Raw genomic sequence first — 24,663 nt, forward strand, 5'->3', positions numbered from 1 at the left:
GAAGCCCGGCCCAAAATGGCCGTCGCGCTCGGCGACAGTTTCGTCAGCGGCGAAGGCGCTGAGGATTTCATTACGGGAGACGGTGCGCGCAGTTATACGGCAATGGCTGCGAACGGAACGCGCCCGAATCCGTTATTCGTCACGGCGACGAACACCGACCCCTACAGCTGCCACCGGTCCGAAAACGCCTCGATCTTCGTGGCGAACCTGCCCGGCATCGACGAGCGGCTGAATCTGGCATGCAGCGGTGCCGATCCCGAAGACCTGACCCGTGCCAATCCGACCTTCGTCATTCCCGCGGGTCAGCCGGGCATGGTCACCGAACAGGTCGCGCCGCAGCTCGAGGATTACTGGGCGCAGACATCGGGCAACGATGTCGAGCTCGTCCTGGTCGGCATGGGCGCCAACAACTCGGTGAACAATTTCAGCGGCCTGCTCAGTTTCTGCCATGCCGCTTTCATGGCCGATGCCGCCGGCGGGCCGGCCGGGGGATGGCCGAGAACGCCGTTATCGAGACCTTCAACACCGGCGCAGGCGCGATGGTGTTTCCCAACGTGCAGGACACGATGGACCGCAACGGCTGCGTTGCCGTCGATTTCTACACCCAGACGCAGCTCAACACGATCCGGGATGCGTATGAAGCGGGTCTGCGGCAGCTGATCGCGGGGATGCGGCTGCGCGGCTATCAGCCCGGCGACTGGAAGCTCGTGATCCAGGGCTATGCGAGCCCGTTCGCGACCGAACCGCATGAAGAATTCGAGCGGGAGGACGGCCGGCGGGACACGCGGGGCCGGTTCGCGGCTCTGGCGCGTGAACGCTATGCGGCGGGCTGCCCGCTCCATCTCGGCTCGATGGAGCAGAGCGACGATATGGCGCTCATGCTGTCGGAGGTTGCGCGCGACGTCGCCGATCGGCTGCGCAACGAATATCCGGACGACGATATCGTCTTTCTGGACGTGCAGCGGGCGTTCGACGGTGGCCGGCTTTGCGAAAATGCGGACAGTCCCGCCGGCGCGCTATGGAATCCGATCTGGTTCCGCACGCCCCCGGCCGAACAACTGGCGCGGGAGATTCCGGCGCCCTTTGGCGGGACGCTTGCCGGGCAATGGCAACAGCTGGTGCTGCCCTGCGCCGACGATGCGACCGGCATCTTCGCGCGATGCCAGGATTCGGCGCATCCGAACGAAGACGGCCATGCCGTGCTCGGCCGATGCCTGAGCGATGCCGTGGCGCTGTCGGATCAGAATGGCGGTGGTGGAGATATCGCGTGCCGCCGCAACCCGGGCAACGGATCGATCAGTGTTGCGACGATGTAGCCGGGCGCCGCGCTTTTCCGGTCTTCCATGCCGACTGCGGTGTGTGGGAGACCGGCAAGCGCGCCAAGAGACGTCCCCCGGCGCGGTCCGCCCGATCAGCTTCCGTTGCTGACGATCACGTCGACATCGGTGCCGCCGCCACGCCGCGGGGCGAAGATCATGTAATAGGCGCCTTCATCGCGCGCGCGGAATCCGCCGAGCACATTATTGTCGTGACGCAGCTGGTGTTCGGAGGAATAGCCCGAGCGCACGGCGCGGGTGTAGTACCAGTCGAGCAGGAGATCCATCGATGCGGTCGTGCGGAAGCTGACCACCCGCATACGGCAGCCATCCTGATTATAGCCGGCGGCTTCGGCGACTTCCGAACCCGGATAGACGTCGAACGCGCGGGGCAAGGTCGTCGCCCATCCCATCCCGTACTCGACCGTGCCGTCGCAGCTGTCGACCTGTGGCTCGTTCGCCTGACGGCCAGCCATCGCGCCGAGCGTCGTTTCTCCCTGTGCGGCGCTACGGCCGTTGGCGCAATCGACGCAGTCCTCGCCGCGGGTCGGCGTGGGAGCCGGCAGCAGGCGGCCCTGGCTGATCGCTTCCTGCGCGTCGCGCATCGTGTGCAGCGTTTCGGGGATCGGCGCGCCGCTCACGGCATCGCCGGGGAGCGCCGCGTTTGCGTTGGACTGGCCGGCCAGTTCCTGATCGATCATGATCTGGTCTTCGAGGGCGGTGGTGAGCGCGGGATCGCTATTGTCCGCTTCGCCGAGCAGCGCTTCGTCGAGCGCTTCGGTATCGGTGTCGGTCTGGCCGGTCCCGCAGGCGGCGAGCGCCAGGCTCAGCGCGATGGCGGCGGCTGTCGTTGAGAATCGGTTAAGCGTCATGATGCGCGGCTCCTTGTCGGAAGCGCCGGATTTTCGCGACCAAAGGTTACCAAAAGGTGCAGAAATATGGTGAACGGCCAAAAAATTTACGATTTCTTCACGAATATGGCCGCGCGCCGCCCTGGCTGTCAGCCATCCATGCCGCCGCCATCGCGTTCGGCGGCGATCATCTGAGTCTGGCCCATATCCATCGTCGCGGCGATCCGGTAGCCGTCACGTTCGAGCGCGGCGCGATAGAATGCGATGACCTCGGCCGGCGAATCGTCGGTCTGAAAGCTCGATACCTGACCCGATCCGCCGTCCCGCGCGGTCGTGTTGATGGCGATGCCGCGGCTGGTATCGGCGCCCGGATAGGCGGGTAGCCCGCCGGGCATCTCCGCGCCGGACCCGCCGGTGGTGATCACCGCGTCTCCATCCGCGCTCCGATAGGTGGTCGTCCCGTCGCCGCCGCGTTCGACCCGCACCTCTTCGCCATCGGGTCCGCGATAGACCTGTTCGTCCGATCCGCCGCACGCCGCCAGCGCCAGCAAGGCGACCGCCGAGACCATATGTGTCGTTCGCATGTCTTTCCTCCCCCGAAACCGTTTGATGGACGGTTTATCGCATAGCGCCCTTGAAGCGCCAAACCGAGTGACCTATATCACTAACACAGCTTTTTTGGCCACAGGTGCAGACGACATGCTCAATTTAGTTTCGATCCTGGTCGGTCTCTTTGCCGCCCTGCTGACGTTGGTCGGCCTCATCCCGCTGCTCGGCTGGGTCAACTGGTTCATGTTGCCGGTCGCCTTTATCGGACTGGTGATCGGGCTGTTGTCCGACAGCAATGGCGGCCGCAACCTCAACCTGATCATCATGGTGGTCGGCATTCTCCGCCTGATGCTCGGCGGCGGGATCTTCTAGGCGATCAGCCGAAGCCGCTGCCCGGGTCGCGGGGCTTGTGGCGGATCAGCCGCGAAGTTTCGACCGCCGCCTGGCGGTGAACCACAGCCTTGCGGTAATCGGGATCGGTGGCCATTTCGAGGAAATCGCCGGCCTTGGGATAATGGGCGACGAATGCCGTGTCCCAGCGCTCATCCTCCGGGCCGATAACGATCGTCTGCGGCTCGCCCGACCATAATACCGTCCCGCCGACCCGTTCGAAGATCGGGCCGCTCTCCTCGCCATACAGCGCATAGGCCTCCGCGCCGCTCAATCCCTTCCCCGCCATCGGATGGTCGTCCGGATACTCGGCCTTGTCGCGGAACCGGACGAGGTTCAGCATCGCGACCGGCTGGTCCCGGTCGAGCGCCTTGAACGCCTCGAAATTGGTGCGGCTCGGATCGACATAATGCGCGTCTGTCATGTGTTCAGCGTCGCGCGGGACGGGCGGGCCGTCAAGCCGAAAGGCGATCGTGCTCCCCATGCTCTTTCCATCGTTGGGAATGTTATGATATATCTTGCGATGCTTAGAGGGAGAATGAGGATGCCGAACCTGATGACGCCGCCCGCCGCCGAGCCGATGCGCGAGCTCAATACGACACCGCTGATCGACGTGATGCTGGTTCTTCTCGTGATGTTCCTCGTCGCGCTGCCCGTGCTGACCCACAAGGTGCCTGTCGAACTGCCGTCTGGCGGTCTCGCCGAGGGTGTCGTTCCACCCACCCATCGGCTGTCGATCACGCCGTCGGGCGCAATATTCTGGGACGACCGGCCCCTGTCGAACGGCGCACTCGGCCCGCGGCTCCGGGAACTGGCGGCCGACCCGGCCCTGCCGATGCTCGAAATCGCGGCCGCGTCCGAGGCCCGGTACGAACGGGTCGACCAGATACTGGCCGAGATCAGCCGGGCGGGTGTCACGCGGCTCGGTTTCGTCGATAACGGGGCGTTTGCCGACGGTTTCTGAGACGCGGCGCTTCGCTTGCACGGAGCGGCAAATCCCGGCACAAGACGGCGCATGGGAAAAGCACGATGGATTGCCGCCGCGGCGGCCGGTACAGCGGCGGTGGCGGCTGCCGCCTATTATCTCAACGAGCGCAACAGCGAGAAGCCGGATTACGACCTGCTGATCGAGGAAGGCCGCTTCGCGCTGCGCGCCTATCCGGCGATGATGGTCGCCGAGACGGTCCAGGAAGGGCAGCGCGAAACCGCGCTCGGCAACGGCTTCCGCGTGCTGGCCGACTATATCTTCGCGCGCTCGCGCCCCGGCAAGAAGATCGCGATGACATCGCCGGTCCTTTCCGACCGGGCGGCGGACGAGGCCGGCTGGCGGACCCGGTTCGTGATGCCCAGACGGCTCGGCAAGGCGAAACTGCCCGAGCCGGCGCCCGGCGTCACGCTCGTCGAACAGCCGCCGCGCAAGGTCGCCGCGATCCGTTTTTCGGGCAATGCCGACGATGAGGCGCTGGCGGCCCATGAAGCGGATCTGCGCGAATGGATGGCTGCGAACAGCCTCGAACCGGCCGGCGACGTCGAATATGCGTTTTACAATTCGCCCTTCATCCCGGGCCCCTTGCGGCGCAACGAGGTTTTGATCCCGGTCGCCTAGCGCCGCTTGCCGGCATGTTTGAGCGCGACGTTGCCCGCGATGACGATCGCCGCCGCGGCGATCAGGAATCCGGTGAAGCCGCCGATCATGAGCGCGAAGACCATGGCTATCGCAAAGGCGCCGATCCCGATCGAGGCCGGGTGCAAGCCTTCATTGTCCCGGTCTGAACGCCGCAGAAATTTCAGATCGGCCAGGCGTTCGAACCCGTCCGGATATTCGCGTTTGGCGGGTTGTCGGCCGGCCTGGGGTTCGGATTGCCGAGCGCGCTCGGGCTCCGCCGGCCTTCTCTCCTTCGACGCGGGGTGCAGGTCCGCCGCCTGTTTGGGCGGCAGATTGGTGCGCGCATCGAGAACGATCAGCTTACGCCCGCGTTCGATGACCCGATATTGTGTCGGCGGTGCGTCCACGGCTTTCTCCGCCGCCCAGTCTATGACGGGCCGGGCGGCAGGGAAAGGCCGGGTGCGCCTGTCGGCGGCCGATTATTCGCAGCGGGAGTCGCTGCGGTCGATCTCGCGGCCGATGAGCGCACCTACGCCCGCGCCGACGATCGTTCCGACCGTGCGGTCCCGTCCGCCGTCGATCTCGCGGCCGAGCAGCGCCCCGGCGGCGCCGCCGATCAGCAGGCCGACCGTGCCGTCTTCGCGTCGGCAGCGATAGCGGCCGTCGCGATCGCGCCAGACGCGTCCGCGATAATAATCGTCGTCGTCGCGGTCATAATAGGCGATCTGGGTGAATCCTGCCGGGTGGGCCGTCTCGCCCCAGGCGGGGCCGTATTCGCCGGATCCGGCAAGCGCCGGTGCGGCGGCCGTGGCCATGATCGTGGCGGCACAGGCAATCACTGTTTTACGCATCGAACATTCCTCTCAACAAGGGGTTGCGACAATGAACCCTCAACGGCGAACGCTAGCCGCGGTTGCATGAATGACCGGCAACGATCCGCCGCGATCGACGTTTCCGCGACCGGCGGTTCGATTCCTGCGATCAGTTTCCGGCGCGGCTCAGTTCTCTTCGGCTCTCACGAAACGTTGTCGATTGCCGAGCCGCCAGGTCTCGCCGCCATCGGTCGACATTTCCATGCGGGACCGGAACCGGTCGCGCTCGACGTCGTAGCGGGTGAAGCGCAGCATCAGGATCGATCCGTCCGCCATGACCGTGTTCGGCGTCGTGCGCGCTTCGCTCGTGTCGGGGCCGATCATCCGCCACAAATGCCCGTCCGCGCCGACCGACGCCATTTCGATTTCGTTCCGGCTCGGCCGGACGAAAAACAGGATCGCCGATGCCTGGTTGAGTTCCGGAATCGTGCTCATGCCCGATACGATGCGGTCGGGCACCACCCAGCCGAACCGGTACTGGCCGGCAAGGGTTCGGGTTACGCTGCCGTCGGGTGCGATGAAATCGGTCTCGACATTCCACAGGCCGATCGCATGGCGGAGTTGCTCGATAGCGACGGCTGGCGGTTCGGGCGGCGCATCCTGCGCTGCCGATGGCGTGGCCGATATGGCGACGCACAGCAGTGCGGCGGCGCACAGGAACAGGCGCATATATTATCTCCCTCGGCCGGAAGCATATCATGCGCGGGGGGCGGTCGACTGCCCAGTCTTTTTCGACGAGAGACGGGACCGCGCGGCGAGCGCCTGTGACGGCAAGGGATGGATGCCGGGGCGCCGCCATTCACGTCTGGGAGGGCGACAAAAAGGGGCTGCACGCCCCGGCACAGGGGAAACGGGCCTAACGGTCGCCGTTGCCGAGCGTCACCCGGCCGACGCGATATCCGCGTTCGGCCATTTCGCCCGCATAATCGTCACGCGCGTCGGCGAGTTCATTGTAATATTCCGCCCAGGCATCGTTGCGGTCTTCCGGGTCGGTCGCGCGGGCGAGGTCGCTTTGCAGTTCCTGCTCGGCTTCGAAGACATCGGCCAGATAATCGTACCAATAATCGTTCTCGACCCCGGCAATCGGGGCGTCGAGCAGATTTTCGCTTGCCCGGTGGCCGCGGTCACCGGCGACGGCGGGGGCTGCGATCAGAGCCGCGGCACCGATGGCGGTGCCGATAGCGACAGGGGGGATACGCATAACAAATCTCCTTATCGGATACCCGGTCGAACCAGCCGGGCAGGACGGTAACGATCCGATCGCAGTCCATGGTTCCCGCCGCGCGGCCAGTGGAGGCCGGCGCGCGACGAGCGGGCGACGTTCGGGTTTCGTGCGCCTTTCGCTGAACGATAGCGTCAGTCGCGTTTCATCTCTTCGCGCACTTCGGCCATGACGTGCGGCACGCTGTACCGCTCGGCCTCCGCTCCGTCGGTTGCGTAGCGGTCGAAGCCCTGCATGATCTCCGCCGCACGCTTCTCGACCGCCGGGCGCGGCGCGGCGTTGGTCGGGATGATGAAGGCGCCGTCCTCGATACCCTTGAGCGCGGTCTCGGCAATATGCGCCGGCGCCATGCCGCGGGCCAGCATCGCCTTGGTAAATTCTGTCGCGCGTTCGGGCGTTGCGGGGAGGTCGTCATTCCGGCCGGTCTCGTAGAGCCGGGTCGCCGTAAGCCCGGGACAAAGCAGGCTGACCGAGATGTGGTCCGGCATCTCCGCACGCAGCACATCGGCGAGGCCGAGCACCGCGGCCTTGCTTGCCGAATAGAAGCCCGCGCCCGCATGCTGCATCCCGAGGCTGTGCTCGGAACCCGTGATGCACAGATGGCCGATCCGCCGTTCGGCCATCATCAGCCGGGCAAAGCTGGCGCAGGTCGCCCAGGCGCCCCGCATATTGACCTCGTAGATGAAATCGAAGGTCGCCGGATCGCCCTTGAGCAACGGTGCGCCCGGCCCGACACCGGCATTGGCAAAGACCAGGTCAACGCCGCCGAGCATGTCCCAGCTCTCCTCCGCCAGCCGCTCGACAGCGGCCACATCGCGGACGTCGCAGACCATCGCCGTCGCGGCGTCACCGATCGCCTCGGCCGTACGCCCGGCTTCCGCACCGTCGACATCGGCGATCACGACCCGTCCGCCCCGCGCCACCAGGGTTTCGGCCAGCGCGCGGCCGATGCCCGACGCTCCGCCGGTGATAACCGCGGCCCTATTGTGCGTGTCCATGTCCGTCTCGCTCCCGCTTGTGCTGCATCCATGCTGCGCAGCATTTTCTATACTGCCCGTTTTGGAACGGACAGCCGCTTTGCGCTATATCCGGTTTCGACCGTAAAACAGGAGTATCGCCATGACCCGCGATCCCCGCATCGACGCCTATATCGAAGAGCGCACCGGCGCCTTCGCGCAGCCGATCCTTCGCCATATCCGCGCGATGCTGCATGGCGTGGACGATGCGATTGAAGAGGGGATCAAATGGGGCGCGCCCGCCTTTCTCTACAAGGGGCGGACATTGGCGATCATGGCGAGCTTCAAAGAGCATGCCGTGCTCAGCTTTTCGCGCGACAAGGAGTTCGATCTCGAGGGATTGGGGCTCGAGGACAAGGCGGGCGACGCGATGGGACGGCTCGGCCGGATCGAGAGCATGGACGATCTGCCGCCGGACGATGCGATCGTCGCGCTGACCCGGCAGGCGATCGCGCTGGAAAAGACCGGTCTGCCGAAAAAGGCAAAGAAGCCGGCGGTTGCGGTTCCCCCGTTGCCGGAGCCTTTTGCCGAGGCGCTCGCCGTCAATAGGGAGGCGCAGGCTGTGTTCGACGGTTTCCCGCCCGGCGCGCGGCGCGACTATGTCGAATGGATCGCAGGGGCCAAGCGCGAAGCGACGCGCGACAAGCGGATCGCGACGGCCGTCGAGTGGCTGGCCGAGGGCAAGAAACGAAACTGGAAGTACGAAAACTGCTGAGCGATGCCCGCCAGTCCCGATCCCGGGACTGGCGAAACATCTGCCTTTCTAGCGGTTGTCCGGCTGCGGCCGGACCGCGTCGAGCCCCTTGCGGCTGATCCGGTACGGTCCGCTGCCGCGGCTGATGATCAGCCGGCGGCGCTTGAGCTTTCGGAAGACGCTCATCGTGCAGTCGGAAAGGACATGGCCCTCCCGCGTGAAGCAGGTAATGGCCGTGATCCGTCCGCGTGCGCCGTCGCAGCGGTTTTCATGCTCATGTTTGATGTGCCCGCCCTGTGCGAGCACGTGCAGCGTGCGCTGCTCATATTTCGAAATATTCATTGGAAATCGTGACCCCGGAGCGGGCGGAACGTTCCCGCCGGCTCCTTGCCGAGGTGGACAGGCGCAACAGAACGCCGCCAGGCTCAGCCGAGCGTGGCGGGCGGTTGCGAACCGACGGGCCACCGGGAACCTGTCCCGGGCCGTCCATCAGCGGGCGACAATTTCCTTCATAAAACACTCTGGTCTTGTTTGCGGTGGCGCGCTTAGCAGTACAGATAGAGATCGGCAACATCCCGTACCGGGGCATCTACGGAGCGAAGCGTCCCTTAATGGCGGAAAAGAGCGCGATACCGATCACGAGAAACCCGGCCCCGGCCGATACCGAGGCGGCGATCCGCGCGGCCGTCCGCTCGGCGACGGCGATGGCCACCGACAATGAAAGCTCGCACCTCGCCACGCCCGAAGACGCCGACCTGTTCCACGCCTTTCTGAGCGATCCGGCGATCCATGCGCCGATCTATACATTGCCGCGGCCGCTGACACGGGACAGCATCCGCCGATTCATCGAACGCCATCTGGAGGAGCGCGAGCGCGGCGCGGGCCTGCTCTTCCTGAATTTCAGCGGCGGCGAGATCGGCGGCTATACCGATCTCGCGATCTGGCCGCACTGGGCGGCGGGCGAAATGGGCGGCGCCGTCCATCCGGACCGGCAGGGCCATCGCCGCGGCATCCTCGGCGCCGAACGCGGCTTTACCTGGATGTTCGAAGCGCTTGGCCTCGATCTGATCTGCGAGACCGCCGCGCCCGACAATGTCCGTACGGCGCGGCTGCTCGATCATCTCGGCTTCCGGCGGATGGGCGAAGTGACGAGCTATCGCGACGATGGGACGAGCCGGCCCTCGCTGGTCTGGGAAGTCACGCGCGCCGAATGGGCTGCGCGGACACCGATCGAAGAGGCCATGCCGCCGACCGGTGCGGCCGATACAACAGGGAGAAAGCCATGACCGACAATATCGCCATCATCCGGAACTTCATCGCTGCCTGGTCGCGCCTCGATGCCGGGGAGCTGACCGGCTATTTCACCGAGACCGGCACCTATCACAATATGCCCGCCGCGCCGGTGAGCGGCCATGCCGCGCTCGAACAGTTCATCGGCGGGTTCATCGCCAACTGGACGCGGACCGACTGGGACATCCTCACCATCATGGGCGAGGGCGACACGGTGATCGCCGAGCGGCTGGACCGCACCAGGGTCGGCGATATCGAGATCGACTTGCCCTGTTGCGGCGTGTTCGAGATGGAAGACGGCAAGATCGCGATGTGGCGCGACTATTTCGACATGGCGACCTACACCCGGGCGCTGGGCGGTTGAACCGGCTGAACCGCGCTCACCGCGTGCGCAGCGTTTCCGACAGGGTGACCGCCATCGCGTCCTCGCTCTCGCCGATCACGATATCGGCGAGCAGCCAGTCCTCGCCGCGCCGCGCCCAGACATAGCGGACGGCGCGCGGCTCGCCGAAATTGCGGAAGCGCGCGACCATCGCGACCAGCCCGGGCGCGACCGGCTCGTGCATGATCTCCAATTCGCTGATCTCCGCGTCCTGCCCGTCGACATGCCAGGCATAGTCGAGCACCGGCGCCAGCCCCTCGTTGGCCGCGGCCGCCTGCCGCTCGGCCGCGAACAGCGCGGCCAGCTCCTCGGTCATCGGCAGCGGCGGATCAAGCGGATCGACGGCGAAGGGATCCGCGTACAGGGCAGCCACCCGCCGCACGAGACCGGCCGCCTCTTCGGGCGCGATCCCGGCATCCTCGATCGGGGCGCTCGCTTCGCCCCCGTCCATCGTCCCGTCCGCGTCCTCTCCGCCATTGGCGCAGGCCGCGGCGAGCGGCAGCGCGGCGAGCATGGCCAGGACGAGGCGGCCGCGCATCACCGCCCGGCTATCCTTCCTTCGACGCGCAATGGATGCAGAGCGCCGCTTCGGGCCGCGCTTCCAGCCGCTTGGGATTGATATCGCCGCCGCAGCGCACGCAGGCCCCGTATTCGCCGTCTTCGATCCGCGCGAGCGCGCGCTTTACCGAGGCGATCTCGCGGGTGACGAGCAGCGCCTGCGCCTCGAGCGACTGATCGTCCTCCATCTCGACCGCCTGCTCGGAAGAATCGGCGTTCAGCGGTTCGGCGAGATCGCGCGCCAGATGCGCCTCCCGCTTCTCCAGCTCGGCGAGCTGGGCTTCGAGGCGGGACTGGGCCCCATCGATCGAGAGGTCGGTCATTATGCATGGCTCCTGCTGACAAGTCGGGTACAGTCTACGGGCCCGATCTACGCCCCCCATGATAGCCCGGCTTTGATCTGGCTCAAATGCCTCCGGAACGGCGCGAAAGCGGAGCAGGCTTAACGCGATCTTTGCCGGTAAGCGGGCAATATGCGCCGCATGGCACGGCCGCCCAAACCCCATCGCCGCTCCTGGCACGGCGCGCATCGCGAGGCGACGATCTACCGGCTTGCGGATCGCCGGGCGAACCGGCTCACCGCGCCCTATCTGCTGATGATCGCGCTGATCGTCGCGATCGCCGGCATGTGGGGCCTCGAATTCGCCGAGCGGCGCGCCGGCCCCGCCGCAACCGACGCCCGGCCATTCGCGGCGCCCGCAGCCGGCCCCGCTTCCGCTCCCGCAGCCCGCTCCATATCCTTCGCTATCTGCGGATCGGGCCCGCGCCTGAACTGCGTCGTCGACGGCGACACCTTCTGGATGGCGGGGCAGAAGATCCGCATCCTCGATATCGACACGCCCGAACTCTCGCCGCCCCGCTGCGCCGAAGAGGAGCGGCTGGGCGAGGCCGCGAAACACCGGTTGCACGTATTGCTCAACAGCGGCGCGGTGACGCTCGAGCGCGCCGGCCGCGACCGAGACCGGTACGGGCGCCTTCTGCGCCGCGTGCGCGTCGATGGAACGCCCGTCGGCCGCGTGTTGATCCGCGAGGGGCTCGCGCGCGCCTATGGCGGCGGCCGGCGCAGCTGGTGCGGCTGAGCCGTTTTTGCCGACCCGCTGATTCCAAAGGATTTTCCGGCCAGTTGTCACAAGAAGTCCCGCCTATGCGCGTGTGAGAGGATTTGTTTGTCAGACTCGACTTATCAGTCGAGCGCGGCAGAGTTTTTATGATTGTCAGAAACTTCCTATCGGAAGTTCGCGGCACCGGCCCGCTCCCCCTCCCGGCCTCCCAACAGGGTACACTCAATGGGAGGCCGGGAGGGGGAGCGGGCCGGTGCCGCGCTAAACCGACAGGTTTAGTCTGACAAACCTCAAGCCTGCGGCGCATCGCGCCAGTCGATCACCGCCTTCTCGCCGAAAGGCAGCGGATCGGGCGGGCACGCGTCGGGCGGGACGTCGGCGAGGGTGCCGGTCAGCTCGGCAAGGTCGTCGCGGGCGCGATCGACCGGGTCCCGGATCACAACGTCCATCAGGCCGGAAAGATTGCCATAGGTCATCGGCGCGAGATGCTTGAGCAGGAAGAGATGCAGCCGCTCTGACGGGCGGATGCGCGTCGCGACGAGCTCGCCCTCCTTCCATGTCTCCTCGCGCATGCCGTTCACCACCCGGTCGAACGCCAGCGCGACGAGCCGCGACGAGGCGAGCCGCAACGCCGCCTCCCAGGCATGGCCGAACGCCTCCCCGTCGGGCCGCGCGCGCAGCCGGTATGCCGATCGCGCGCTCATCCCCGCCGCGGCCGCCGCCTCCCGCACGCAACCGGTTTCGGCGAGCGTTTCGACGAACAATCGCTGCCGCTCCGCCGACCAGCCATTGCGCTGCCTGCGCGGGGAGGCGGGCGTGAAATCGAGGACGGAAGGGGATGGGACATCGCCGGCGTCGGCGGGTTCGGAGGCGGCGGTATCGGCGTCGGGTTCGTCGGGTGGAACGGGGGCAAGCGAGTCCATGATGGCATCTCCTCGGTTCAATGAAAATGCCTATTATAACCTATATGGTGTATTGTAGGACAGCATATTGGATAAAAGTCCGTCACCCCGGACTCGATCCGGGGTCCAGGGCGGCAGGCGGCGTCGCTCTTGGCTCTGGATTGATCGCAGATCAGCTTCGCTTCCCGGGTCAAGCCCGGAATGACGAAAGCGGCCGACCTACCAACTCGTGATCCGCGCCTTGATGCCATAGGCGTCGCACAGCGCCTTGAAATGGTCGACGGCCTGGGCATCGCCTTCGAATTCGGCGTGGAGCAGTACGGCGGCGAGGCGGGGGACGTCCTTCGCCTCCACCGTGCAGAAGCGCTCATAATCGCCATCGCCCATCATCCCCTCGACCAGCGGCCCGCCATCGCAGCAATCGATGGTGAGGTCGCCATTATCGTGCAGCGTTAGCCCGACCGAACGCCCCGGCTCCCGCGCCAGCTCGACCATCCGCCCCTGCGCAATGGCAGCGCCGTTCCAGGATGTGCGTTTGGAGGGCGTGCTGTCGGACATGGGCGGGAGGATAGGGCGGGTGCGGGGGAAAGGGAATATTCCAAACTATTGAGTCAGGTTTTCACCATACTCTCTCCAAAACGCCTCGCAGTCACCATCTACTTTATCGGTAAATACACCATTTGGAGCTTGTACCTTACACGCAGTACTAACTCTCTCCTTTGTGAGTTCCCACTTTGGCCTCGGAATGTCGTACGTCGATGCGAAAAAGCGCAATGTCGTGCGAGACAGGTGCTCTGGCAAAGTCAGCAGTTTGATGTTTTGCTCAAGAAATCCAAATCCCAAAAAGACTAGATTCGTACAGCGGGAGATTTGCTGTTGAGCGTAATCGAGCGCTGTATCTTCGCTGCGCGCTTCCGAATATGTCCTTATCCTCTTCGCCATTCGTACCAAGTTTGTCGGATTAGCCTGTGCTCCATACTCGATTTTCTCGCCACCATCCTGATAGGGTAAATTTCCTAGGCTACCGTAGGGGTGATATATCCTCAGCGTTCTAGCGATTTCCGCCGCTTCAGACTCATCGACTTCGTAGACTTGCCGCAACCAGTGAAACACAAAATGTTCGACACATCGGTCGTAGTTGAAATTGATGATGTAGAGATTCCGAAAGGCGCTCTTCAAATCAGCCACACCCAATCCGCGAGTTACGTCCCTTAGCAGCGAAGTGAGCCAGCTCTGCGCGGCTGATTGCGGCAATCCGCCGCCACTCGAATATTTGTCAACATATATGCTCGATCCGCGTTCCGCCTCGACGATCACCTTGGCGATGCCAAGTTTCGCGCAGTCAGCCTTCAGGTGATTAGCGCTGTGCCGCTCGATATACTCGTCAATTGAAGCAGAAAAAGTCATGGCGTTAGCGATCTGCACCGCTGCCGCGCGATGTGGATTGATATCGCCCCCTTGTCCGTCACTTTGTCGTACCAAATGCCGCAAAGCCTCAACGATTTGCGGACTGCCACTTTCGAGTTGGCTACCAAAATCGTCAAACATTATATTCAGGTCGTGAGCCAACAGGTCACGAAGCCCATCCCCTAGCGGTAAGCCAAAATTCTTACTCGATCCTGCGCCTAGAACGAGAACAGTAAGGTGATTCCTCAATTCGCACCCTACTCCGCCGCCACCGGCTTCTCGCCGAACATGTCCTCGCCTTCGTCCTCGCCCTCGTCGTCGTTGGCCTTGCCCTTTTTGCGTTCGTCGAAGCTGTCCCAGACCTGGTTCCAGTCGCCGCGCGTCGCGCCCTTGCTGTATTCCGTCGCGCGGGTCTCGAAGAAGTTGGCGTGCTCGACGCCGTTGAGGAGCGGCGCGAGCCAGGGCAAAGGATGGTCGTCGATCATATAGACGGCGGGGAGGCCGAGCTGGCCGAGGCGCCAGTCGGCGATGTAGCGGATATAGCGCTTGATCTCCTTGGCCGTCATGCCGGGCACCGCGCCTTCGGAGAAAGCGAGATCGATAAACGCGTCTTCGAGCCGCACCGTCTTCTGGCAGCAATCGATAATCTCTTCCTTGACGTTTTTCGTCAGGCAATCGCGCTCCTCGCAGAAAGCGTGGAAGAGCTTGATGATGCCTTCGCAGTGCAGGCTCTCGTCGCGGACGGACCACGATACGATCTGCCCCATGCCCTTCATCTTGTTGAAGCGCGGGAAGTTCATCAGCATGGCGAAGGACGCGAAGAGCTGTAGCCCTTCGGTAAAGCCGCCGAACATGGCGAGCGTCTTGGCGATATCCTCGTCCGTGTCGACGCCGAACTCGTTCAGATAATCGTGCTTGGCCTTCATCTCCTCATATTCGAGGAACATGGAATATTCGCTCTCGGGCATGCCGATCGTATCGAGGAGATGGCTGTACGCGGCGATATGGACCGTCTCCATGTTGCTGAACGCGGTCAGCATCATCTTGATCTCGGTCGGCTTGAACACGCGGCCATATTTGTCGTGATAGCAGTCCTGCACCTCGACATCGGCCTGGGTGAAGAAGCGGAAGATCTGGGTGAGCAGTGCGCGCTCGTGATCGGTGAGCTTCTGCGCCCAGTCCCGGCAGTCCTCGCCGAGCGGCACTTCCTCGGGCATCCAGTGGATCTGCTGCTGGCGTTTCCAGAAGTCGTACGCCCAGGGATATTCGAAGGGTTTGTAGGTCTTGCGGGCTTCGAGAAGGGACATCAATCAAACTCCAAATCGTAAATTTGTCCGTTACTCCCTCTCCCCTTGTGGGAGAGGGTCGGGGTGAGGGGGCCGGCCTCAGGCCGGCGCGCAACTTCGTCGCACACCCCTCATCCGGCCCTTCGGGCCACCTTCTCCCACAAGGGGAGAAGGAAGGGCGGTGGCGATCCGCTCAAGCACGCCGTCGGTATTCGACAGCACGTCTTTGTTCCAGAAGCGAAGAACGCGATAGCCTTCGCCTTCGAGAAACCGTGTCCGGATGGCGTCCTGTTCGGTACGCTCAGCATGCTGCCCGCCATCGACTTCGATGATCAGTGCTGCGCGATGCGAGGCGAAGTCGGCGATATAACGGCCGAGCGGTACTTGCCGACGGAATTTCGCGGCGGGCAGTTTTTCGCGCAACGCATACCATATTATAGACTCGGCCGTCGTCGCGTTACGTCGCAGGGCTCGGGCGCGCTGGATAGCGTTCGCAGGCAGGGTATCGCGCGTCATCGCTTCGCGCTCCGGGCGCCGACGCCGAGAAAGACGATGCCGACGAAATAGCCGAAATCGTACCAGCCGCCATTGTTCGGCACGGCGTAGATCGCGACCTCCTCCATGAACAGCGAGACGACCCAGGCGACCGGGAAGATAAAGCCGTGCCACACGCCGAGCAGAAAGCCCGGCGCTTCGGCCGCAACGCCCCCGCCCGATTGCTGCGCCGCGCAGCCCGCCAAAGTGAGGGGGAGCAGGATGGTGAGCGTTGCGAGCGCCGCAACGGCGCGAGGGCTAAAGGCGCGTGCGCCTACTGGCACGCCAGGCACTCGTCATAATCGGTGCTCTCCGCCGTCGCGAGTTCGACCTGTTTGGGGTCGAGCGTATTGTCGGCGTCGACGCCGCCGGCGAAGCCCGCCCGCTGCACGCTCTTCGACCGCAGATAATAGAGCGACTTGATGCCGAGCTCCCAGGCGCGGAAGTGGAGCATCAGCAGATCCCATTTCTCGACATCGGCCGGGATGAAGAGATTGAGCGACTGCGCTTGGTCGATATAGGGCGCGCGATCGGCGGCGAGTTCGAGCAGCCAGCGCTGGTCGATCTCGAAGCTGGTCTTGAAGCTGTCCTTCTCCTCGGCGCTCAGGAAATCGAGATGCTGGACGCTGCCGCCTTTCTCGAGGATCGAATTCCAGACATTGGCGCTGTCCTTCGATTTTTCCTGCAGCAGTTCCTCAAGATATTTGTTCTTGACGATGAAGCTGCCGGACAGGGTCTTGTGCGTGTAGATGTTCGCCGGAATCGGCTCGATGCACGCCGACGTCCCGCCGCAGATGATGCTGATCGAGGCGGTCGGCGCGATCGCCATCTTGCAGCTGAACCGCTCCATCACGCCCTGGTCCGCCGCATCGGGGCAAGGGCCGCGTTCGTTCGCCAGCATCATCGAGGCTTCGGACGCCTTGGTCTGGATATGCTTGAAGATTTTGAGGTTCCAGCTTTTCGCCAGCGCGCTCTCGAAGCCGAGGCCGCGCGCCTGCAGGAAACTGTGATAGCCCATCACGCCCAGGCCCACCGAGCGTTCCTGCTCGGCGCTGTACTTGGCCCGCGCCATCTCGTCGGGCGCGCGGTCGATATAGTCCTGCAGCACATTGTCGAGGAAGCGCATGACATCCTCGATGAACATCGGCTCCTCGCTCCACTCGTCCCACATTTCGAGATTGAGCGAAGAGAGGCAGCAGACAGCGGTGCGGTCGTTGCCGTGCTGGTCCATGCCGGTCGGGAGCGTGATCTCCGAGCAGAGATTGGAGGTCGAAACTTTCAGCCCGACATCGCGCTGATGCTTGGGCATCATGCGGTTCACCGTGTCGTTGAAGACGATATAGGGTTCGCCGGTCGCGAGCCGCGTCTCGACGAGCTTCTGGAACAGCGAACGCGCATCGACGGTGGCGCGGACGCTGCCGTCCTTGGGCGATTTCAGGTCGAACTCCGCTCCGTCGCGCACGGCTTCCATGAACTCGTCGGTCACGAGTACGCCGTGATGGAGGTTCAGCGCCTTGCGGTTGAAGTCGCCGCTCGGTTTGCGGATTTCGAGAAATTCCTCGATCTCGGGATGCGAGATATCGAGATAGCAGGCCGCCGAGCCGCGCCGCAGCGAGCCCTGGCTGATCGCCAGCGTCAGCGAATCCATCACGCGGACGAAGGGGATGATGCCGCTGGTCTTGCCGTTGAGGCCGACCGGTTCGCCGATCCCGCGCACGCTGCCCCAATAGGTGCCGATGCCGCCGCCGCGGCTGGCGAGCCAGACATTCTCGTTCCAGGTTCCGACAATGCCTTCGAGGCTGTCGGATACGGAATTGAGATAACAGGAGATGGGCAACCCGCGGCCCGTGCCGCCGTTCGAAAGGACGGGCGTTGCCGGCATGAACCAGAGCTTCGAGATATAGTCGTAGAGCCGCTGCGCATGGTCTGCATCGTCGGCATAGGCCGATGCGACCCGCGCGAAGAGGTCCTGATAGCTTTCGTCGGGCAGGAGGTAGCGGTCCTTCAGCGTCTCCTTGCCGAATTCCGTCAGCAGGTCGTCGCGCGACTCATCCTGCTCGATCGGATGCATTTGCGGGCGGATCGATTTGCTGGTCAGCTCCTCTTCCGCCGTCTCATCCGTCTTCGGTGCGTCCATCGCCTCGATCACATCGTCCACCGTGACTTCGCCGTTATTCGCCAGATCCATTGCCCTAATACCCCTTTACCACCATTTCCTATATAGGAATGTTCCTACTTCGTTCGAGTCGGAAACTCCGTTCCTACACCCCTTTTTTGGCCTTGCGGGAACTCATTTGACCTTGTCCCCGATATCCACACGGGTTCGTCCGCAGGAGACAATAGGAGTGGGTGCCGCGAAACGCGATCGCGGCGCATTACCACAACCTATTGGGTAGGCCCCCGGCCGAACCACTAGCCATAGTGTCCCAACCGCGAGTCGGGCACAAGAGGGTTAACCGGAAATTTGTGATTCGATTCACCGCTATTCTGACTCGGTTCGTCGCAGGCGGCTCCCTTCGCAGGTGCAGCGACGCATGGACCGAACTGGCCTTGCGGGATTGCAAGGGAACGGACCGGGAACGAAAAAATTTTGCTCTGATCTGCGTTTCATCCGGAAAAGCGAACGCGAACGTCGTTGCTAAACGAAATCGTCATTCCGGACTTGATCGGGAATCCAGGGCGGCAGGTGACGACGCTTTTGGCTCTGGATTCCGGATCAAGTCCGGAATGACGGGTTCCGGTATTTGACATTTTATATAGCTATCTATTATATAGTTACATATGCAATAGGAGTTTCGCCATGCCGACACGCCGCAGGATTCTCGTCACCGGTGCCGCCAGCGCCGTCATTATCGGGGGCGGCCTGTTCGCCTATGACATCTTCTCGCCGAGCCTCGCCGAAGCGCGCGAACCATGGCGGCAGGCGGCCGAGGGGTTCGGCGATCCGCGGCTCGATATCCTCGCCTATGCGATCCTCGCGCCCAATCCGCACAACAAGCAGCCCTGGCTGATCGAGCTGATCGGCGAGGACGGTATCCGCATCACCGCCGATCTCGACCGGATGCTGCCCGAAACCGATCCGCCCTGCCGCCAGATCACGATCGGCTTCGGCGCGTTCCTCGAGCAGTTGCGCATGGCGGCTGCGGAAAAGGGATATCGCGCCGAGATAACGCCTTTTCCAGAAGGCGAGCCGCAGCCCGTTTTCGACGATCGCCCGATCGCCGATATCCGCCTGGTCCGCGAACCGGGCATCGCGACGGATCCGCTGTTCGATCTCGTGCTGGAGCGGCATACGAATCGCGAGCATTATGAACCCCGCCCCGTCACCGACCGGCAGTTCGCCGCCTTGCGCGCGGCCCTGCCCGATGGAATCGCGATGGGCTGGGCGAACGAAGCGGGCCAAGTGGAGGCGCTCAAGGCCATCGCGACCGATGCCTGGCTGATCGAATATCGAACGCCGCGCACGCTGCAGGAAAGCATCGATGTGATGCGGATCGGCGCGGACGAGGCGGTCGCCAATCCCGACGGCATCATTCTCGACGGGCCTGTGATGGAAGCCGCGAACAATCTCGGCATCGTGACGCGCCAAGCACTGGCCGATCCGGACAGCTATGCCTTTGCCGAGGGCATCACCATGTACACCGCGCTGATCGATGCCAGCCCCTCGATGCTCTGGCTCCATACGCCGGACAATAGCCGGGCGACGCAGCTCGCGACCGGCGCCGCCTGGCTTCGGGTCCAGCTCGCCGCTACACGGGAGGGGCTGGCGATGCAGCCGCTGAGCCAGGTCTTGCAGGAGTTTCCCGAAATGGCCGGGCAATATGTGCGCCTCCACGAGCATCTGGGCATCGCTGCCCCGGCGCGCGTGCAGGGGCTGTTCCGGATCGGCCATGCGCCGGCCGTGCAGCCCGCGCCGCGCTGGCCGCTGACCAGCCGGCTGATCGACGCCTGATGGGAAAACCCGGGGAAACGGCGCCCAAGGGACCGGGGCTGAAGGGCGATCCGCTCGGCAATCTGGTGATGACCGAGATCGGCATCATCGCCCAGCTTGCCGGCACGCTGTTCGAAAGCGTCCTGCCCGACGGCATGACCCAGGCCCAATATGGCGTACTCAATCACCTGCTGCGGATGGAGGCCGAACGCACGATCGGCGAGCTGGCCAGCTCCTTCCAGGTGCGCCAGCCGACCATGTCGTCCACCGTCCGCAAGCTCGAGGACAAGGGGCTGGTCGAGCTGAAAAGCGATTCGCGCGACCGGCGGATCCGCCGGGTGGCGATCACGAAAGCCGGGAGGGCGGCGCGCCAGGCCGGGCTCGACGCGCTGGGGCCGCTCTATGCCGAGCTGATGACCCATATGTCGGAAAGGGAATTGCAAGCGATCCTGCCGACCCTCACCAAATTGCGCGTCATCCTCGACGAGCGGCGGCCGGGCTGAGCGGCGCCGGTGGCGGTCGCGTCCCCTGTCGGTCGGGCGTGCGATCGGTTATCATCGCACCCATGATCTGGATCGTCTTCCTCATGGGCGTCGCCAACATCTTTCTCCATCGCAGCGTGATGGAGGGGCGCGGTCCCGTATTCGCCGAGATCGCCCAGACCTTGCACCGCTTCGGCGGCGGTTATGGCGGCTATGCGATCGAATTCGTCTTCCTCGTCGGCGCGCTCTGGTTCGCGAAACAGGGCCAGCCGATGGTGCTGTTCATCTACGGCGCCTACACGGCGCTCAATATCGGCACCTTCGTGATGCTGACCCAGATGAACAAACGCTAGGGATTTAGGGCAGGCGGATCGCGAGCCGCTGCGGCGCGCCATCCGCGACCCCGTCGAACAGGATCAGCAGCGAGACAGTATCGCCGTCGATGCCGGTGATCGCCATCGTCTCCGCCTTGCCGCCGCGCGGCGCATCGATGGTCGCAAGCAGCGGAGCGGCACCGTCCGCGCCGCGCAGATGGAGGCGATAGGGCACGTCCTGATCCTGGGCCGGACCGGACAGGATCAGCAATCGCCCGTCGGGAAGAAAGGCAAGATCGCGGACGCCCGCATCCGCGCCGAGCGCGATCGGAACGGCGCGGCCGGGGCCGACGATATCGGGCGAAAAGAGCGCCGTCGCGCTGGTTTCGAAGAGATAGGCCGTTCCGTCGACGACCGGCGCGCGCAGGCCGAAGACGATGCGGTCCCCGCGCGCCGCGAGCCCTTCGATCGTCAGGCCGTTACCCGCGCGCAGCGAGGTGCCGAAAAAGCGCGCGAGCGCGGGGTCGCGGCGCAGCATGCCGGACAGCCGGTGGCTGGTCGCGATGGCGACGGTTCCCGCCACGATCTCGCCGGCCGGATCGTCCGGTGCGATGCGCGCGACGATGAAGCTGGCGGGGCGCAATTCGTCGCTGTTGCGCGAACAGCCATGCGACCCCGTGACATAGAAGACGCCGTCGTCGAACGCCGCGGCCTCGCCGTCCAGCTCGCGATTGTCCGGATCGGCATCCGAACAGATATCGCGCGGCGGCGTGCCGAGCGGCTGGCCGACGCCGAGCAGCCCGAACCGCCGGCCCGCGGCGAGGATCGCGCCGTCGAACGAAGCCCATTGCGCCGCATCGCCCTCGTCCTCGATGGCAAGGCAGCGCATGCCGCCCGCCCCGTGCTGCCAGTCGCAGGCCAGGCCGCTCACATCCTCGGACGGCGCGCCATCTTCGCCGAAATGCCCGGCGACGGTGATGCCCGTCTCGAGCGGCGGCGCTGCCTCGGGTGTCCCGCCGCAGCCGGCCAGCCCCGTAAGCAGGGTGAGGGTCAGGACGCGCATGCAACGCATTGCGTGGCCATCGGATCGATCTCGAGCCGCTTTGCGGCGATCGCTTCGCCGCAGGACAGGCACCAGCCATATTCGCCCTCGTCGATCCGCCGGAGCGCGGCGTCGATCCGCGCGATGTCGGACTGGCGGCGGCGCGCTTCGGCATCGGCCATCGCCTGTTGCTGCATCGCGTCCATCCGCGAGAGCCGCCCGACGCTCTGCTGGTCGAGTTCGACCGGCTTGCGCCATTCCGCCGCGCCCGCGTCCTCGCCGCTGAGCTGCGCGCGCAGGGCGACAAGCTTTGCGCGGAAATGCGCGATCCGGGTGTCGGACAGATCAGTCATCGGCTGGCGGTCTATAGGTTTCGAGCGGCAAGTCCTGCGCCAGCCGTTCCTCGACGGCGGAGAAGGCCGAGCGGCCGGGGCGGGGCGTTTCCGGCAGGCCGGTCGCGAAATAGGCGACGCCGCGCCTTTCCTCGTGGCTGATCCAGAGCCCGGACCGCAGGCCATAGGCTTCGCCCGAATGGCCGCTATAGACGGCGCCGGTCGCGAAGAGATCGTCGTCGCACTCGCCGCCATCGCCGTTCAGCGTGTGGACGCCATGGTTGTAGCGGCAAAAGAAGCCGCCCGCGCTTTCACCATTTGCCGTGATCGGCGCGCGGCCGCCGCTGTAGAGCATCGGGATCAGCGGCAATCGGCGGTAGTGCCGGCCGACAAAGGCGAATTCCGTCCCCTCGCCGCGCGACAGGAAGAGCATGCCGATACGGGCGAGATCGCTTGCCGAAATCCGCAAGCCCCCCTGCGGGCTGAACGCGGCGCCGTTGCGGGCGAGGCGGTAGGTGTCGAGATCGCAGCTGCCGTCGCGAGCCGGTGTGGCGGGGCAGTCCTCCGCGATTGCGCGCTGGCTGTCGCGCGCGACTTCACCATCCGGTCGATACAGTGCCACCGCTCGGCTGCGCGCTTCGTCGCTGCATGTCGTCCAGTTGAAACAGGCGTCGAGCCCGAGCGGCTCGAAAACGGTGCGCGCCATGAGACGATCGAAGCGTTCGCCGGTCGCGCCTTCCAGAACCGCGGCGATGATCGGAAAGTTGAGATTGGCATAGGCGAACCAGCCGGGCGGGTGTTCGGCGTCCCAGGCTTCGGGCTGGCCGGTCCACGCTTCGAGATCGGCGTCGAGCGGTAGTGCATAACCGGCCGTGTCGCGTACACCGGCCCGATGGTCGAGCAGCGCGCGCAGCGTGATGACCTCGTCGGGGAAATGCGGATTGCGGAGCCGCCAGCCGAGATGAATCGAGACATCGTCGCGCAGGTCGATCGCGCCCTCCTCGACTAGCCTTGCCGCGGCGAGCGCGACCACGAGCTTCGAAATACTCGCGATGCGCACCGGGTCGTCGACGGTCAGTTCCCGTTCGGTATCCAGATCGGCGAGCCCGCCGGCGGCGCTCTCCACAATGCCGTTCGCATCGAACTCGACCCGCGCCCAGCCGATCACGGGATCGGCCGCCGGGACGGGTTCCGCCCCGGTTTCCGACTGGGCTGCTATACCGCCCAAAAGGCAGGTTGCGATCAAACAGAGGATCGGCGACATGCGGAAAACTCTATGGGAAAGATCGCCGCAACGCCATGATCAAACGCCTGTTCCGCTGGCTGGGCAGCGGGCTTCTCTTTCTGCTGATCGCAGTCCTGCTGGCGCCGGTCGTGGTGCCGCCGTTTCTCGATCGCATCTATTATGACGGCCCGGTCTCGGAGAATTTCGACGGCGAGCGGTTCGTCAATCCGGACGAGGGCGCGGGCGGCTGGGTCGGCGATCCGACGCGGGTCGGCAATCCCCGCCGGAGCAGCTTCCTCCTGCGCTTCATCACGGGCGACGACCGGCCGGGCTGGCCAGAACGCGTGCCCGTTACCCCGATCGTGCCCGGCGAGCGTGTCGCGGGCGACCGGATGGTGACGACCTGGGTCGGCCATGCCTCCGCGCTGATCCAGACCCAGGGCCTCAACATCCTCACCGATCCGATCTGGTCCGACTATGCCTCGCCCTTCCAGGGCGTCGGGCCGCGCCGCGTCGCCGCGCCCGGCATCCGGTTCGAGGATCTCCCGCCGATCGATCTCGTCGTGATCAGCCACAATCATTACGACCATCTCGATCTCGCCACCCTGCGGCGGCTCTGGGAGCGGGACCGGCCACTGATCGTCACGAGCCTCGGCAACGAGACGGTGATCGCCGAAGCCGGCGCCGAGGCCGTGACGCGTGACTGGGGCGGGATCGTGGAGGTATCGCCCGATGTCTCGGTGATCGTCACCCGCAACCATCATTGGGGCTCGCGCTGGGGCGTCGACCGCAACCGCGCGCTCTGGTCGAGCTTCGTCATCACGACGCCGGCGGGGAACATCTTTTTCGGCGGCGATACGGGACCGGGCGACATGCGCTGGCCCGAAGAGGCGGCCGCATACGGCCCGGTGCGGCTCGCCTTCATCCCGATCGGCGCCTTCCGCTTCCAGCCGGGGCAGGAATGGAGCGGCAACCATATCGGCCCGATGCACGCGATCCAGGCCTGGAACCGGCTCGGCCGCCCGGTTTCGATCGGCGTCCATTGGGGCACGTTCCGCCTGTCCTGGGAAGGCTATTGGACGCCGGCGCGGATGCTGCACATGCTGCAGGACTGCGCGGGTATCGAGGACGGCTTCTTCCGCGCCGTCCGCCATGGCCAGCGCTTCGATATCCCGCCGGTGCGCGAGACGGCGGAGGTAGACGAAGCGGCCGTCGAACGCTGCGCGACGGAGCCCGAAATCCGGGCTTTGGATTAGTTTGGGGGGTTTGTTTGTCAGAACGTTGCGAGCGCAACGTCACCGCACCGGCCCGCTCCCCCTCCCGGCCTCCCATTGAGTGTACCCTAGTGGGAGGCCGGGAGGGGGAGCGGGCCGGTGCGGCGATTTCCCGACAGGGAAATTC

General features: G+C 64.8%; 33 protein-coding genes. 12 read left to right on the plus strand and 21 right to left on the minus strand.

The features are described from left to right. Nucleotides 1-491 precede the first annotated feature (491 nt). Nucleotides 492-1,316 carry a hypothetical protein gene (locus tag HFP57_RS12750; protein WP_176870139.1) on the plus strand — a complete coding sequence of 275 codons (825 nt, stop codon included), beginning with the start codon at nt 492-494 and terminating at the stop codon, nt 1,314-1,316. Between the two features lie 95 nt (nt 1,317-1,411). Here HFP57_RS12750 and HFP57_RS12755 read toward each other — a convergent pair whose 3' ends face one another. Together HFP57_RS12755 and HFP57_RS12760 are read right to left on the minus strand one after the other, a co-directional pair. Continuing rightward, nucleotides 1,412-2,188, minus strand: coding sequence for a hypothetical protein (locus tag HFP57_RS12755; RefSeq protein WP_176870140.1), 777 nt, complete (start codon nt 2,186-2,188; stop codon nt 1,412-1,414). Between the two features lie 128 nt (nt 2,189-2,316). Next, nucleotides 2,317-2,751 carry a hypothetical protein gene (locus tag HFP57_RS12760; RefSeq protein ID WP_176870141.1) on the minus strand — a complete coding sequence of 145 codons (435 nt, stop codon included), beginning with the start codon at nt 2,749-2,751 and terminating at the stop codon, nt 2,317-2,319. A gap of 115 nt (nt 2,752-2,866) precedes the next feature. Between HFP57_RS12760 and HFP57_RS12765 the strand changes: the two genes are divergently transcribed. Continuing rightward, nucleotides 2,867-3,088 (plus strand): hypothetical protein, encoded by a 222-nt coding sequence (locus HFP57_RS12765; protein ID WP_176870142.1) that lies wholly within the window; start codon nt 2,867-2,869, stop codon nt 3,086-3,088. A gap of 4 nt (nt 3,089-3,092) precedes the next feature. On the opposite strand, the gene HFP57_RS12770 is transcribed toward HFP57_RS12765, so the two are convergent. Continuing rightward, entirely contained in the window at nt 3,093-3,590 is a 498-nt protein-coding gene (locus tag HFP57_RS12770; RefSeq protein WP_343045232.1) for a DUF1330 domain-containing protein, read from the minus strand. Nucleotides 3,591-3,650: 60 nt separating this feature from the next. Between HFP57_RS12770 and HFP57_RS12775 the strand changes: the two genes are divergently transcribed. Both HFP57_RS12775 and HFP57_RS12780 read left to right on the plus strand, forming a co-directional pair. Further along, nucleotides 3,651-4,070, plus strand: coding sequence for an ExbD/TolR family protein (locus tag HFP57_RS12775; RefSeq protein ID WP_176870143.1), 420 nt, complete (start codon nt 3,651-3,653; stop codon nt 4,068-4,070). Nucleotides 4,071-4,121: 51 nt separating this feature from the next. Next, entirely contained in the window at nt 4,122-4,712 is a 591-nt protein-coding gene (locus HFP57_RS12780) for an SOUL family heme-binding protein (protein WP_176870144.1), read from the plus strand. On the opposite strand, the gene HFP57_RS12785 is transcribed toward HFP57_RS12780, so the two are convergent. The 5 genes from HFP57_RS12785 to HFP57_RS12805 all read right to left on the minus strand — a co-directional run bounded on the left by HFP57_RS12785 (nt 4,709) and on the right by HFP57_RS12805 (nt 7,804). Then, nucleotides 4,709-5,119, minus strand: a complete 411-nt coding sequence (locus HFP57_RS12785) for a hypothetical protein (protein ID WP_176870145.1) — start codon at nt 5,117-5,119, stop codon at nt 4,709-4,711. The genes HFP57_RS12780 and HFP57_RS12785 overlap by 4 nt on opposite strands. 72 nt (nt 5,120-5,191) lie before the next feature. Continuing rightward, nucleotides 5,192-5,563, minus strand: coding sequence for a glycine zipper 2TM domain-containing protein (locus HFP57_RS12790; RefSeq protein WP_176870146.1), 372 nt, complete (start codon nt 5,561-5,563; stop codon nt 5,192-5,194). Between the two features lie 147 nt (nt 5,564-5,710). Continuing rightward, complete coding sequence (locus HFP57_RS12795; RefSeq protein WP_176870147.1) at nt 5,711-6,253, minus strand: hypothetical protein; 543 nt, start codon at nt 6,251-6,253, stop codon at nt 5,711-5,713. 187 nt (nt 6,254-6,440) lie between these two features. Then, the gene (locus HFP57_RS12800; protein ID WP_176870148.1) at nt 6,441-6,785 is read right to left on the minus strand and encodes a hypothetical protein; all 345 of its coding nucleotides are present in this window, start codon (nt 6,783-6,785) and stop codon (nt 6,441-6,443) included. Nucleotides 6,786-6,940: 155 nt separating this feature from the next. Beyond that, a complete protein-coding gene (locus HFP57_RS12805; RefSeq protein WP_176870149.1) occupies nt 6,941-7,804 on the minus strand; it encodes an SDR family oxidoreductase in 864 nt (287 codons plus the stop codon). Between the two features lie 121 nt (nt 7,805-7,925). Here HFP57_RS12805 and HFP57_RS12810 point away from each other — a divergent pair, with 121 nt between their 5' ends. Further along, nucleotides 7,926-8,537, plus strand: coding sequence for a YdeI/OmpD-associated family protein (locus HFP57_RS12810; RefSeq protein WP_176870150.1), 612 nt, complete (start codon nt 7,926-7,928; stop codon nt 8,535-8,537). Nucleotides 8,538-8,585: 48 nt separating this feature from the next. On the opposite strand, the gene HFP57_RS12815 is transcribed toward HFP57_RS12810, so the two are convergent. Beyond that, a complete protein-coding gene (locus HFP57_RS12815; protein ID WP_176870151.1) occupies nt 8,586-8,858 on the minus strand; it encodes a YjhX family toxin in 273 nt (90 codons plus the stop codon). A gap of 269 nt (nt 8,859-9,127) precedes the next feature. Here HFP57_RS12815 and HFP57_RS12820 point away from each other — a divergent pair, with 269 nt between their 5' ends. Both HFP57_RS12820 and HFP57_RS12825 read left to right on the plus strand, forming a co-directional pair. Further along, nucleotides 9,128-9,802, plus strand: coding sequence for a GNAT family N-acetyltransferase (locus HFP57_RS12820; protein ID WP_176870152.1), 675 nt, complete (start codon nt 9,128-9,130; stop codon nt 9,800-9,802). Beyond that, nucleotides 9,799-10,170 carry a limonene-1,2-epoxide hydrolase family protein gene (locus tag HFP57_RS12825; protein WP_176870153.1) on the plus strand — a complete coding sequence of 124 codons (372 nt, stop codon included), beginning with the start codon at nt 9,799-9,801 and terminating at the stop codon, nt 10,168-10,170. Before HFP57_RS12820 ends, HFP57_RS12825 begins: the two co-directional genes overlap by 4 nt. A gap of 16 nt (nt 10,171-10,186) precedes the next feature. Here HFP57_RS12825 and HFP57_RS12830 read toward each other — a convergent pair whose 3' ends face one another. After that, entirely contained in the window at nt 10,187-10,729 is a 543-nt protein-coding gene (locus tag HFP57_RS12830) for a hypothetical protein (RefSeq protein WP_176870154.1), read from the minus strand. A gap of 7 nt (nt 10,730-10,736) precedes the next feature. Continuing rightward, entirely contained in the window at nt 10,737-11,069 is a 333-nt protein-coding gene (locus tag HFP57_RS12835) for a TraR/DksA family transcriptional regulator (protein ID WP_176870155.1), read from the minus strand. 150 nt (nt 11,070-11,219) lie between these two features. Between HFP57_RS12835 and HFP57_RS12840 the strand changes: the two genes are divergently transcribed. Next, complete coding sequence (locus tag HFP57_RS12840) at nt 11,220-11,825, plus strand: thermonuclease family protein (protein WP_246263159.1); 606 nt, start codon at nt 11,220-11,222, stop codon at nt 11,823-11,825. 272 nt (nt 11,826-12,097) lie between these two features. Here the strand turns inward: HFP57_RS12840 and HFP57_RS12845 are convergent, their stop codons facing one another. From HFP57_RS12845 to HFP57_RS12875, 7 genes are all read right to left on the minus strand, one after another. Continuing rightward, complete coding sequence (locus tag HFP57_RS12845; protein ID WP_176870156.1) at nt 12,098-12,730, minus strand: hypothetical protein; 633 nt, start codon at nt 12,728-12,730, stop codon at nt 12,098-12,100. Between the two features lie 198 nt (nt 12,731-12,928). Further along, a complete protein-coding gene (locus HFP57_RS12850; RefSeq protein WP_176870157.1) occupies nt 12,929-13,267 on the minus strand; it encodes a hypothetical protein in 339 nt (112 codons plus the stop codon). 45 nt (nt 13,268-13,312) lie between these two features. Further along, nucleotides 13,313-14,257 carry a hypothetical protein gene (locus HFP57_RS12855; RefSeq protein ID WP_176870158.1) on the minus strand — a complete coding sequence of 315 codons (945 nt, stop codon included), beginning with the start codon at nt 14,255-14,257 and terminating at the stop codon, nt 13,313-13,315. A 116-nt stretch (nt 14,258-14,373) separates the two neighbouring features. Beyond that, nucleotides 14,374-15,423, minus strand: coding sequence for a ribonucleotide-diphosphate reductase subunit beta (locus HFP57_RS12860; RefSeq protein WP_176870159.1), 1,050 nt, complete (start codon nt 15,421-15,423; stop codon nt 14,374-14,376). 78 nt (nt 15,424-15,501) lie between these two features. Next, nucleotides 15,502-15,918 carry an endonuclease domain-containing protein gene (locus HFP57_RS12865; RefSeq protein ID WP_176870160.1) on the minus strand — a complete coding sequence of 139 codons (417 nt, stop codon included), beginning with the start codon at nt 15,916-15,918 and terminating at the stop codon, nt 15,502-15,504. Then, a complete protein-coding gene (locus tag HFP57_RS12870; protein ID WP_425500713.1) occupies nt 15,915-16,220 on the minus strand; it encodes a hypothetical protein in 306 nt (101 codons plus the stop codon). Before HFP57_RS12870 ends, HFP57_RS12865 begins: the two co-directional genes overlap by 4 nt. After that, nucleotides 16,211-18,124: a ribonucleoside-diphosphate reductase subunit alpha gene (locus tag HFP57_RS12875; protein WP_176870161.1), complete on the minus strand. Its 1,914-nt coding sequence runs from the start codon at nt 18,122-18,124 to the stop codon at nt 16,211-16,213. Before HFP57_RS12875 ends, HFP57_RS12870 begins: the two co-directional genes overlap by 10 nt. 612 nt (nt 18,125-18,736) lie before the next feature. Between HFP57_RS12875 and HFP57_RS12880 the strand changes: the two genes are divergently transcribed. From HFP57_RS12880 to HFP57_RS12890, 3 genes are all read left to right on the plus strand, one after another. Next, the gene (locus HFP57_RS12880) at nt 18,737-19,888 is read left to right on the plus strand and encodes an Acg family FMN-binding oxidoreductase (RefSeq protein WP_176870162.1); all 1,152 of its coding nucleotides are present in this window, start codon (nt 18,737-18,739) and stop codon (nt 19,886-19,888) included. Continuing rightward, a complete protein-coding gene (locus tag HFP57_RS12885) occupies nt 19,888-20,370 on the plus strand; it encodes a MarR family winged helix-turn-helix transcriptional regulator (RefSeq protein ID WP_176870163.1) in 483 nt (160 codons plus the stop codon). The genes HFP57_RS12880 and HFP57_RS12885 overlap by 1 nt, the downstream gene beginning before the upstream one ends. 62 nt (nt 20,371-20,432) lie before the next feature. Beyond that, nucleotides 20,433-20,702 carry a hypothetical protein gene (locus HFP57_RS12890; RefSeq protein WP_176870164.1) on the plus strand — a complete coding sequence of 90 codons (270 nt, stop codon included), beginning with the start codon at nt 20,433-20,435 and terminating at the stop codon, nt 20,700-20,702. 4 nt (nt 20,703-20,706) lie between these two features. Here HFP57_RS12890 and HFP57_RS12895 read toward each other — a convergent pair whose 3' ends face one another. Genes HFP57_RS12895 through HFP57_RS12905 form a run of 3 tightly spaced genes read right to left on the minus strand, consistent with a single transcriptional unit; the run spans nt 20,707 to nt 23,301 of the window. Further along, complete coding sequence (locus HFP57_RS12895) at nt 20,707-21,726, minus strand: DUF3616 domain-containing protein (protein WP_176870165.1); 1,020 nt, start codon at nt 21,724-21,726, stop codon at nt 20,707-20,709. Continuing rightward, the gene (locus HFP57_RS12900; protein ID WP_176870166.1) at nt 21,714-22,058 is read right to left on the minus strand and encodes a TraR/DksA family transcriptional regulator; all 345 of its coding nucleotides are present in this window, start codon (nt 22,056-22,058) and stop codon (nt 21,714-21,716) included. Before HFP57_RS12900 ends, HFP57_RS12895 begins: the two co-directional genes overlap by 13 nt. Next, on the minus strand, nt 22,051-23,301 hold the full coding sequence (locus tag HFP57_RS12905) for a serine hydrolase domain-containing protein (RefSeq protein WP_176870167.1): 1,251 nt from the start codon (nt 23,299-23,301) through the stop codon (nt 22,051-22,053). The genes HFP57_RS12900 and HFP57_RS12905 overlap by 8 nt, the downstream gene beginning before the upstream one ends. Before the next feature lie 35 nt (nt 23,302-23,336). Here HFP57_RS12905 and HFP57_RS12910 point away from each other — a divergent pair, with 35 nt between their 5' ends. Further along, nucleotides 23,337-24,518 carry an MBL fold metallo-hydrolase gene (locus tag HFP57_RS12910; protein ID WP_176870168.1) on the plus strand — a complete coding sequence of 394 codons (1,182 nt, stop codon included), beginning with the start codon at nt 23,337-23,339 and terminating at the stop codon, nt 24,516-24,518. The last annotated feature ends 145 nt before the right edge of the window (nt 24,519-24,663 follow it).

This window comes from Parasphingopyxis algicola (assembly GCF_013378075.1).
In the GTDB taxonomy this organism is placed as follows: domain Bacteria; phylum Pseudomonadota; class Alphaproteobacteria; order Sphingomonadales; family Sphingomonadaceae; genus Parasphingopyxis; species Parasphingopyxis algicola.

Coding starts and splice junctions, on each gene's coding strand:
- HFP57_RS12750 (WP_176870139.1), top strand. CDS start 492: ATGGCCGAGAACGCCGTTATCGAGACCTTCAACACCGGCGCAGGCGCG.
- HFP57_RS12905 (WP_176870167.1), bottom strand. CDS start 23,301: ATGTCGCCGATCCTCTGTTTGATCGCAACCTGCCTTTTGGGCGGTATA.
- HFP57_RS12800 (WP_176870148.1), bottom strand. CDS start 6,785: ATGCGTATCCCCCCTGTCGCTATCGGCACCGCCATCGGTGCCGCGGCT.
- HFP57_RS12910 (WP_176870168.1), top strand. CDS start 23,337: ATGATCAAACGCCTGTTCCGCTGGCTGGGCAGCGGGCTTCTCTTTCTG.
- HFP57_RS12865 (WP_176870160.1), bottom strand. CDS start 15,918: ATGACGCGCGATACCCTGCCTGCGAACGCTATCCAGCGCGCCCGAGCC.
- HFP57_RS12875 (WP_176870161.1), bottom strand. CDS start 18,124: ATGGATCTGGCGAATAACGGCGAAGTCACGGTGGACGATGTGATCGAG.
- HFP57_RS12845 (WP_176870156.1), bottom strand. CDS start 12,730: ATGGACTCGCTTGCCCCCGTTCCACCCGACGAACCCGACGCCGATACC.
- HFP57_RS12900 (WP_176870166.1), bottom strand. CDS start 22,058: ATGACTGATCTGTCCGACACCCGGATCGCGCATTTCCGCGCAAAGCTT.
- HFP57_RS12805 (WP_176870149.1), bottom strand. CDS start 7,804: ATGGACACGCACAATAGGGCCGCGGTTATCACCGGCGGAGCGTCGGGC.
- HFP57_RS12860 (WP_176870159.1), bottom strand. CDS start 15,423: ATGTCCCTTCTCGAAGCCCGCAAGACCTACAAACCCTTCGAATATCCC.
- HFP57_RS12895 (WP_176870165.1), bottom strand. CDS start 21,726: ATGCGCGTCCTGACCCTCACCCTGCTTACGGGGCTGGCCGGCTGCGGC.
- HFP57_RS12795 (WP_176870147.1), bottom strand. CDS start 6,253: ATGCGCCTGTTCCTGTGCGCCGCCGCACTGCTGTGCGTCGCCATATCG.
- HFP57_RS12855 (WP_176870158.1), bottom strand. CDS start 14,257: ATGTTTGACGATTTTGGTAGCCAACTCGAAAGTGGCAGTCCGCAAATC.
- HFP57_RS12825 (WP_176870153.1), top strand. CDS start 9,799: ATGACCGACAATATCGCCATCATCCGGAACTTCATCGCTGCCTGGTCG.
- HFP57_RS12790 (WP_176870146.1), bottom strand. CDS start 5,563: ATGCGTAAAACAGTGATTGCCTGTGCCGCCACGATCATGGCCACGGCC.
- HFP57_RS12815 (WP_176870151.1), bottom strand. CDS start 8,858: ATGAATATTTCGAAATATGAGCAGCGCACGCTGCACGTGCTCGCACAG.
- HFP57_RS12890 (WP_176870164.1), top strand. CDS start 20,433: ATGATCTGGATCGTCTTCCTCATGGGCGTCGCCAACATCTTTCTCCAT.
- HFP57_RS12880 (WP_176870162.1), top strand. CDS start 18,737: ATGCCGACACGCCGCAGGATTCTCGTCACCGGTGCCGCCAGCGCCGTC.
- HFP57_RS12850 (WP_176870157.1), bottom strand. CDS start 13,267: ATGTCCGACAGCACGCCCTCCAAACGCACATCCTGGAACGGCGCTGCC.
- HFP57_RS12760 (WP_176870141.1), bottom strand. CDS start 2,751: ATGCGAACGACACATATGGTCTCGGCGGTCGCCTTGCTGGCGCTGGCG.
- HFP57_RS12810 (WP_176870150.1), top strand. CDS start 7,926: ATGACCCGCGATCCCCGCATCGACGCCTATATCGAAGAGCGCACCGGC.
- HFP57_RS12780 (WP_176870144.1), top strand. CDS start 4,122: ATGGGAAAAGCACGATGGATTGCCGCCGCGGCGGCCGGTACAGCGGCG.
- HFP57_RS12765 (WP_176870142.1), top strand. CDS start 2,867: ATGCTCAATTTAGTTTCGATCCTGGTCGGTCTCTTTGCCGCCCTGCTG.
- HFP57_RS12885 (WP_176870163.1), top strand. CDS start 19,888: ATGGGAAAACCCGGGGAAACGGCGCCCAAGGGACCGGGGCTGAAGGGC.
- HFP57_RS12770 (WP_343045232.1), bottom strand. CDS start 3,590: ATGGGGAGCACGATCGCCTTTCGGCTTGACGGCCCGCCCGTCCCGCGC.
- HFP57_RS12840 (WP_246263159.1), top strand. CDS start 11,220: ATGCGCCGCATGGCACGGCCGCCCAAACCCCATCGCCGCTCCTGGCAC.
- HFP57_RS12820 (WP_176870152.1), top strand. CDS start 9,128: ATGGCGGAAAAGAGCGCGATACCGATCACGAGAAACCCGGCCCCGGCC.
- HFP57_RS12755 (WP_176870140.1), bottom strand. CDS start 2,188: ATGACGCTTAACCGATTCTCAACGACAGCCGCCGCCATCGCGCTGAGC.
- HFP57_RS12835 (WP_176870155.1), bottom strand. CDS start 11,069: ATGACCGACCTCTCGATCGATGGGGCCCAGTCCCGCCTCGAAGCCCAG.
- HFP57_RS12775 (WP_176870143.1), top strand. CDS start 3,651: ATGCCGAACCTGATGACGCCGCCCGCCGCCGAGCCGATGCGCGAGCTC.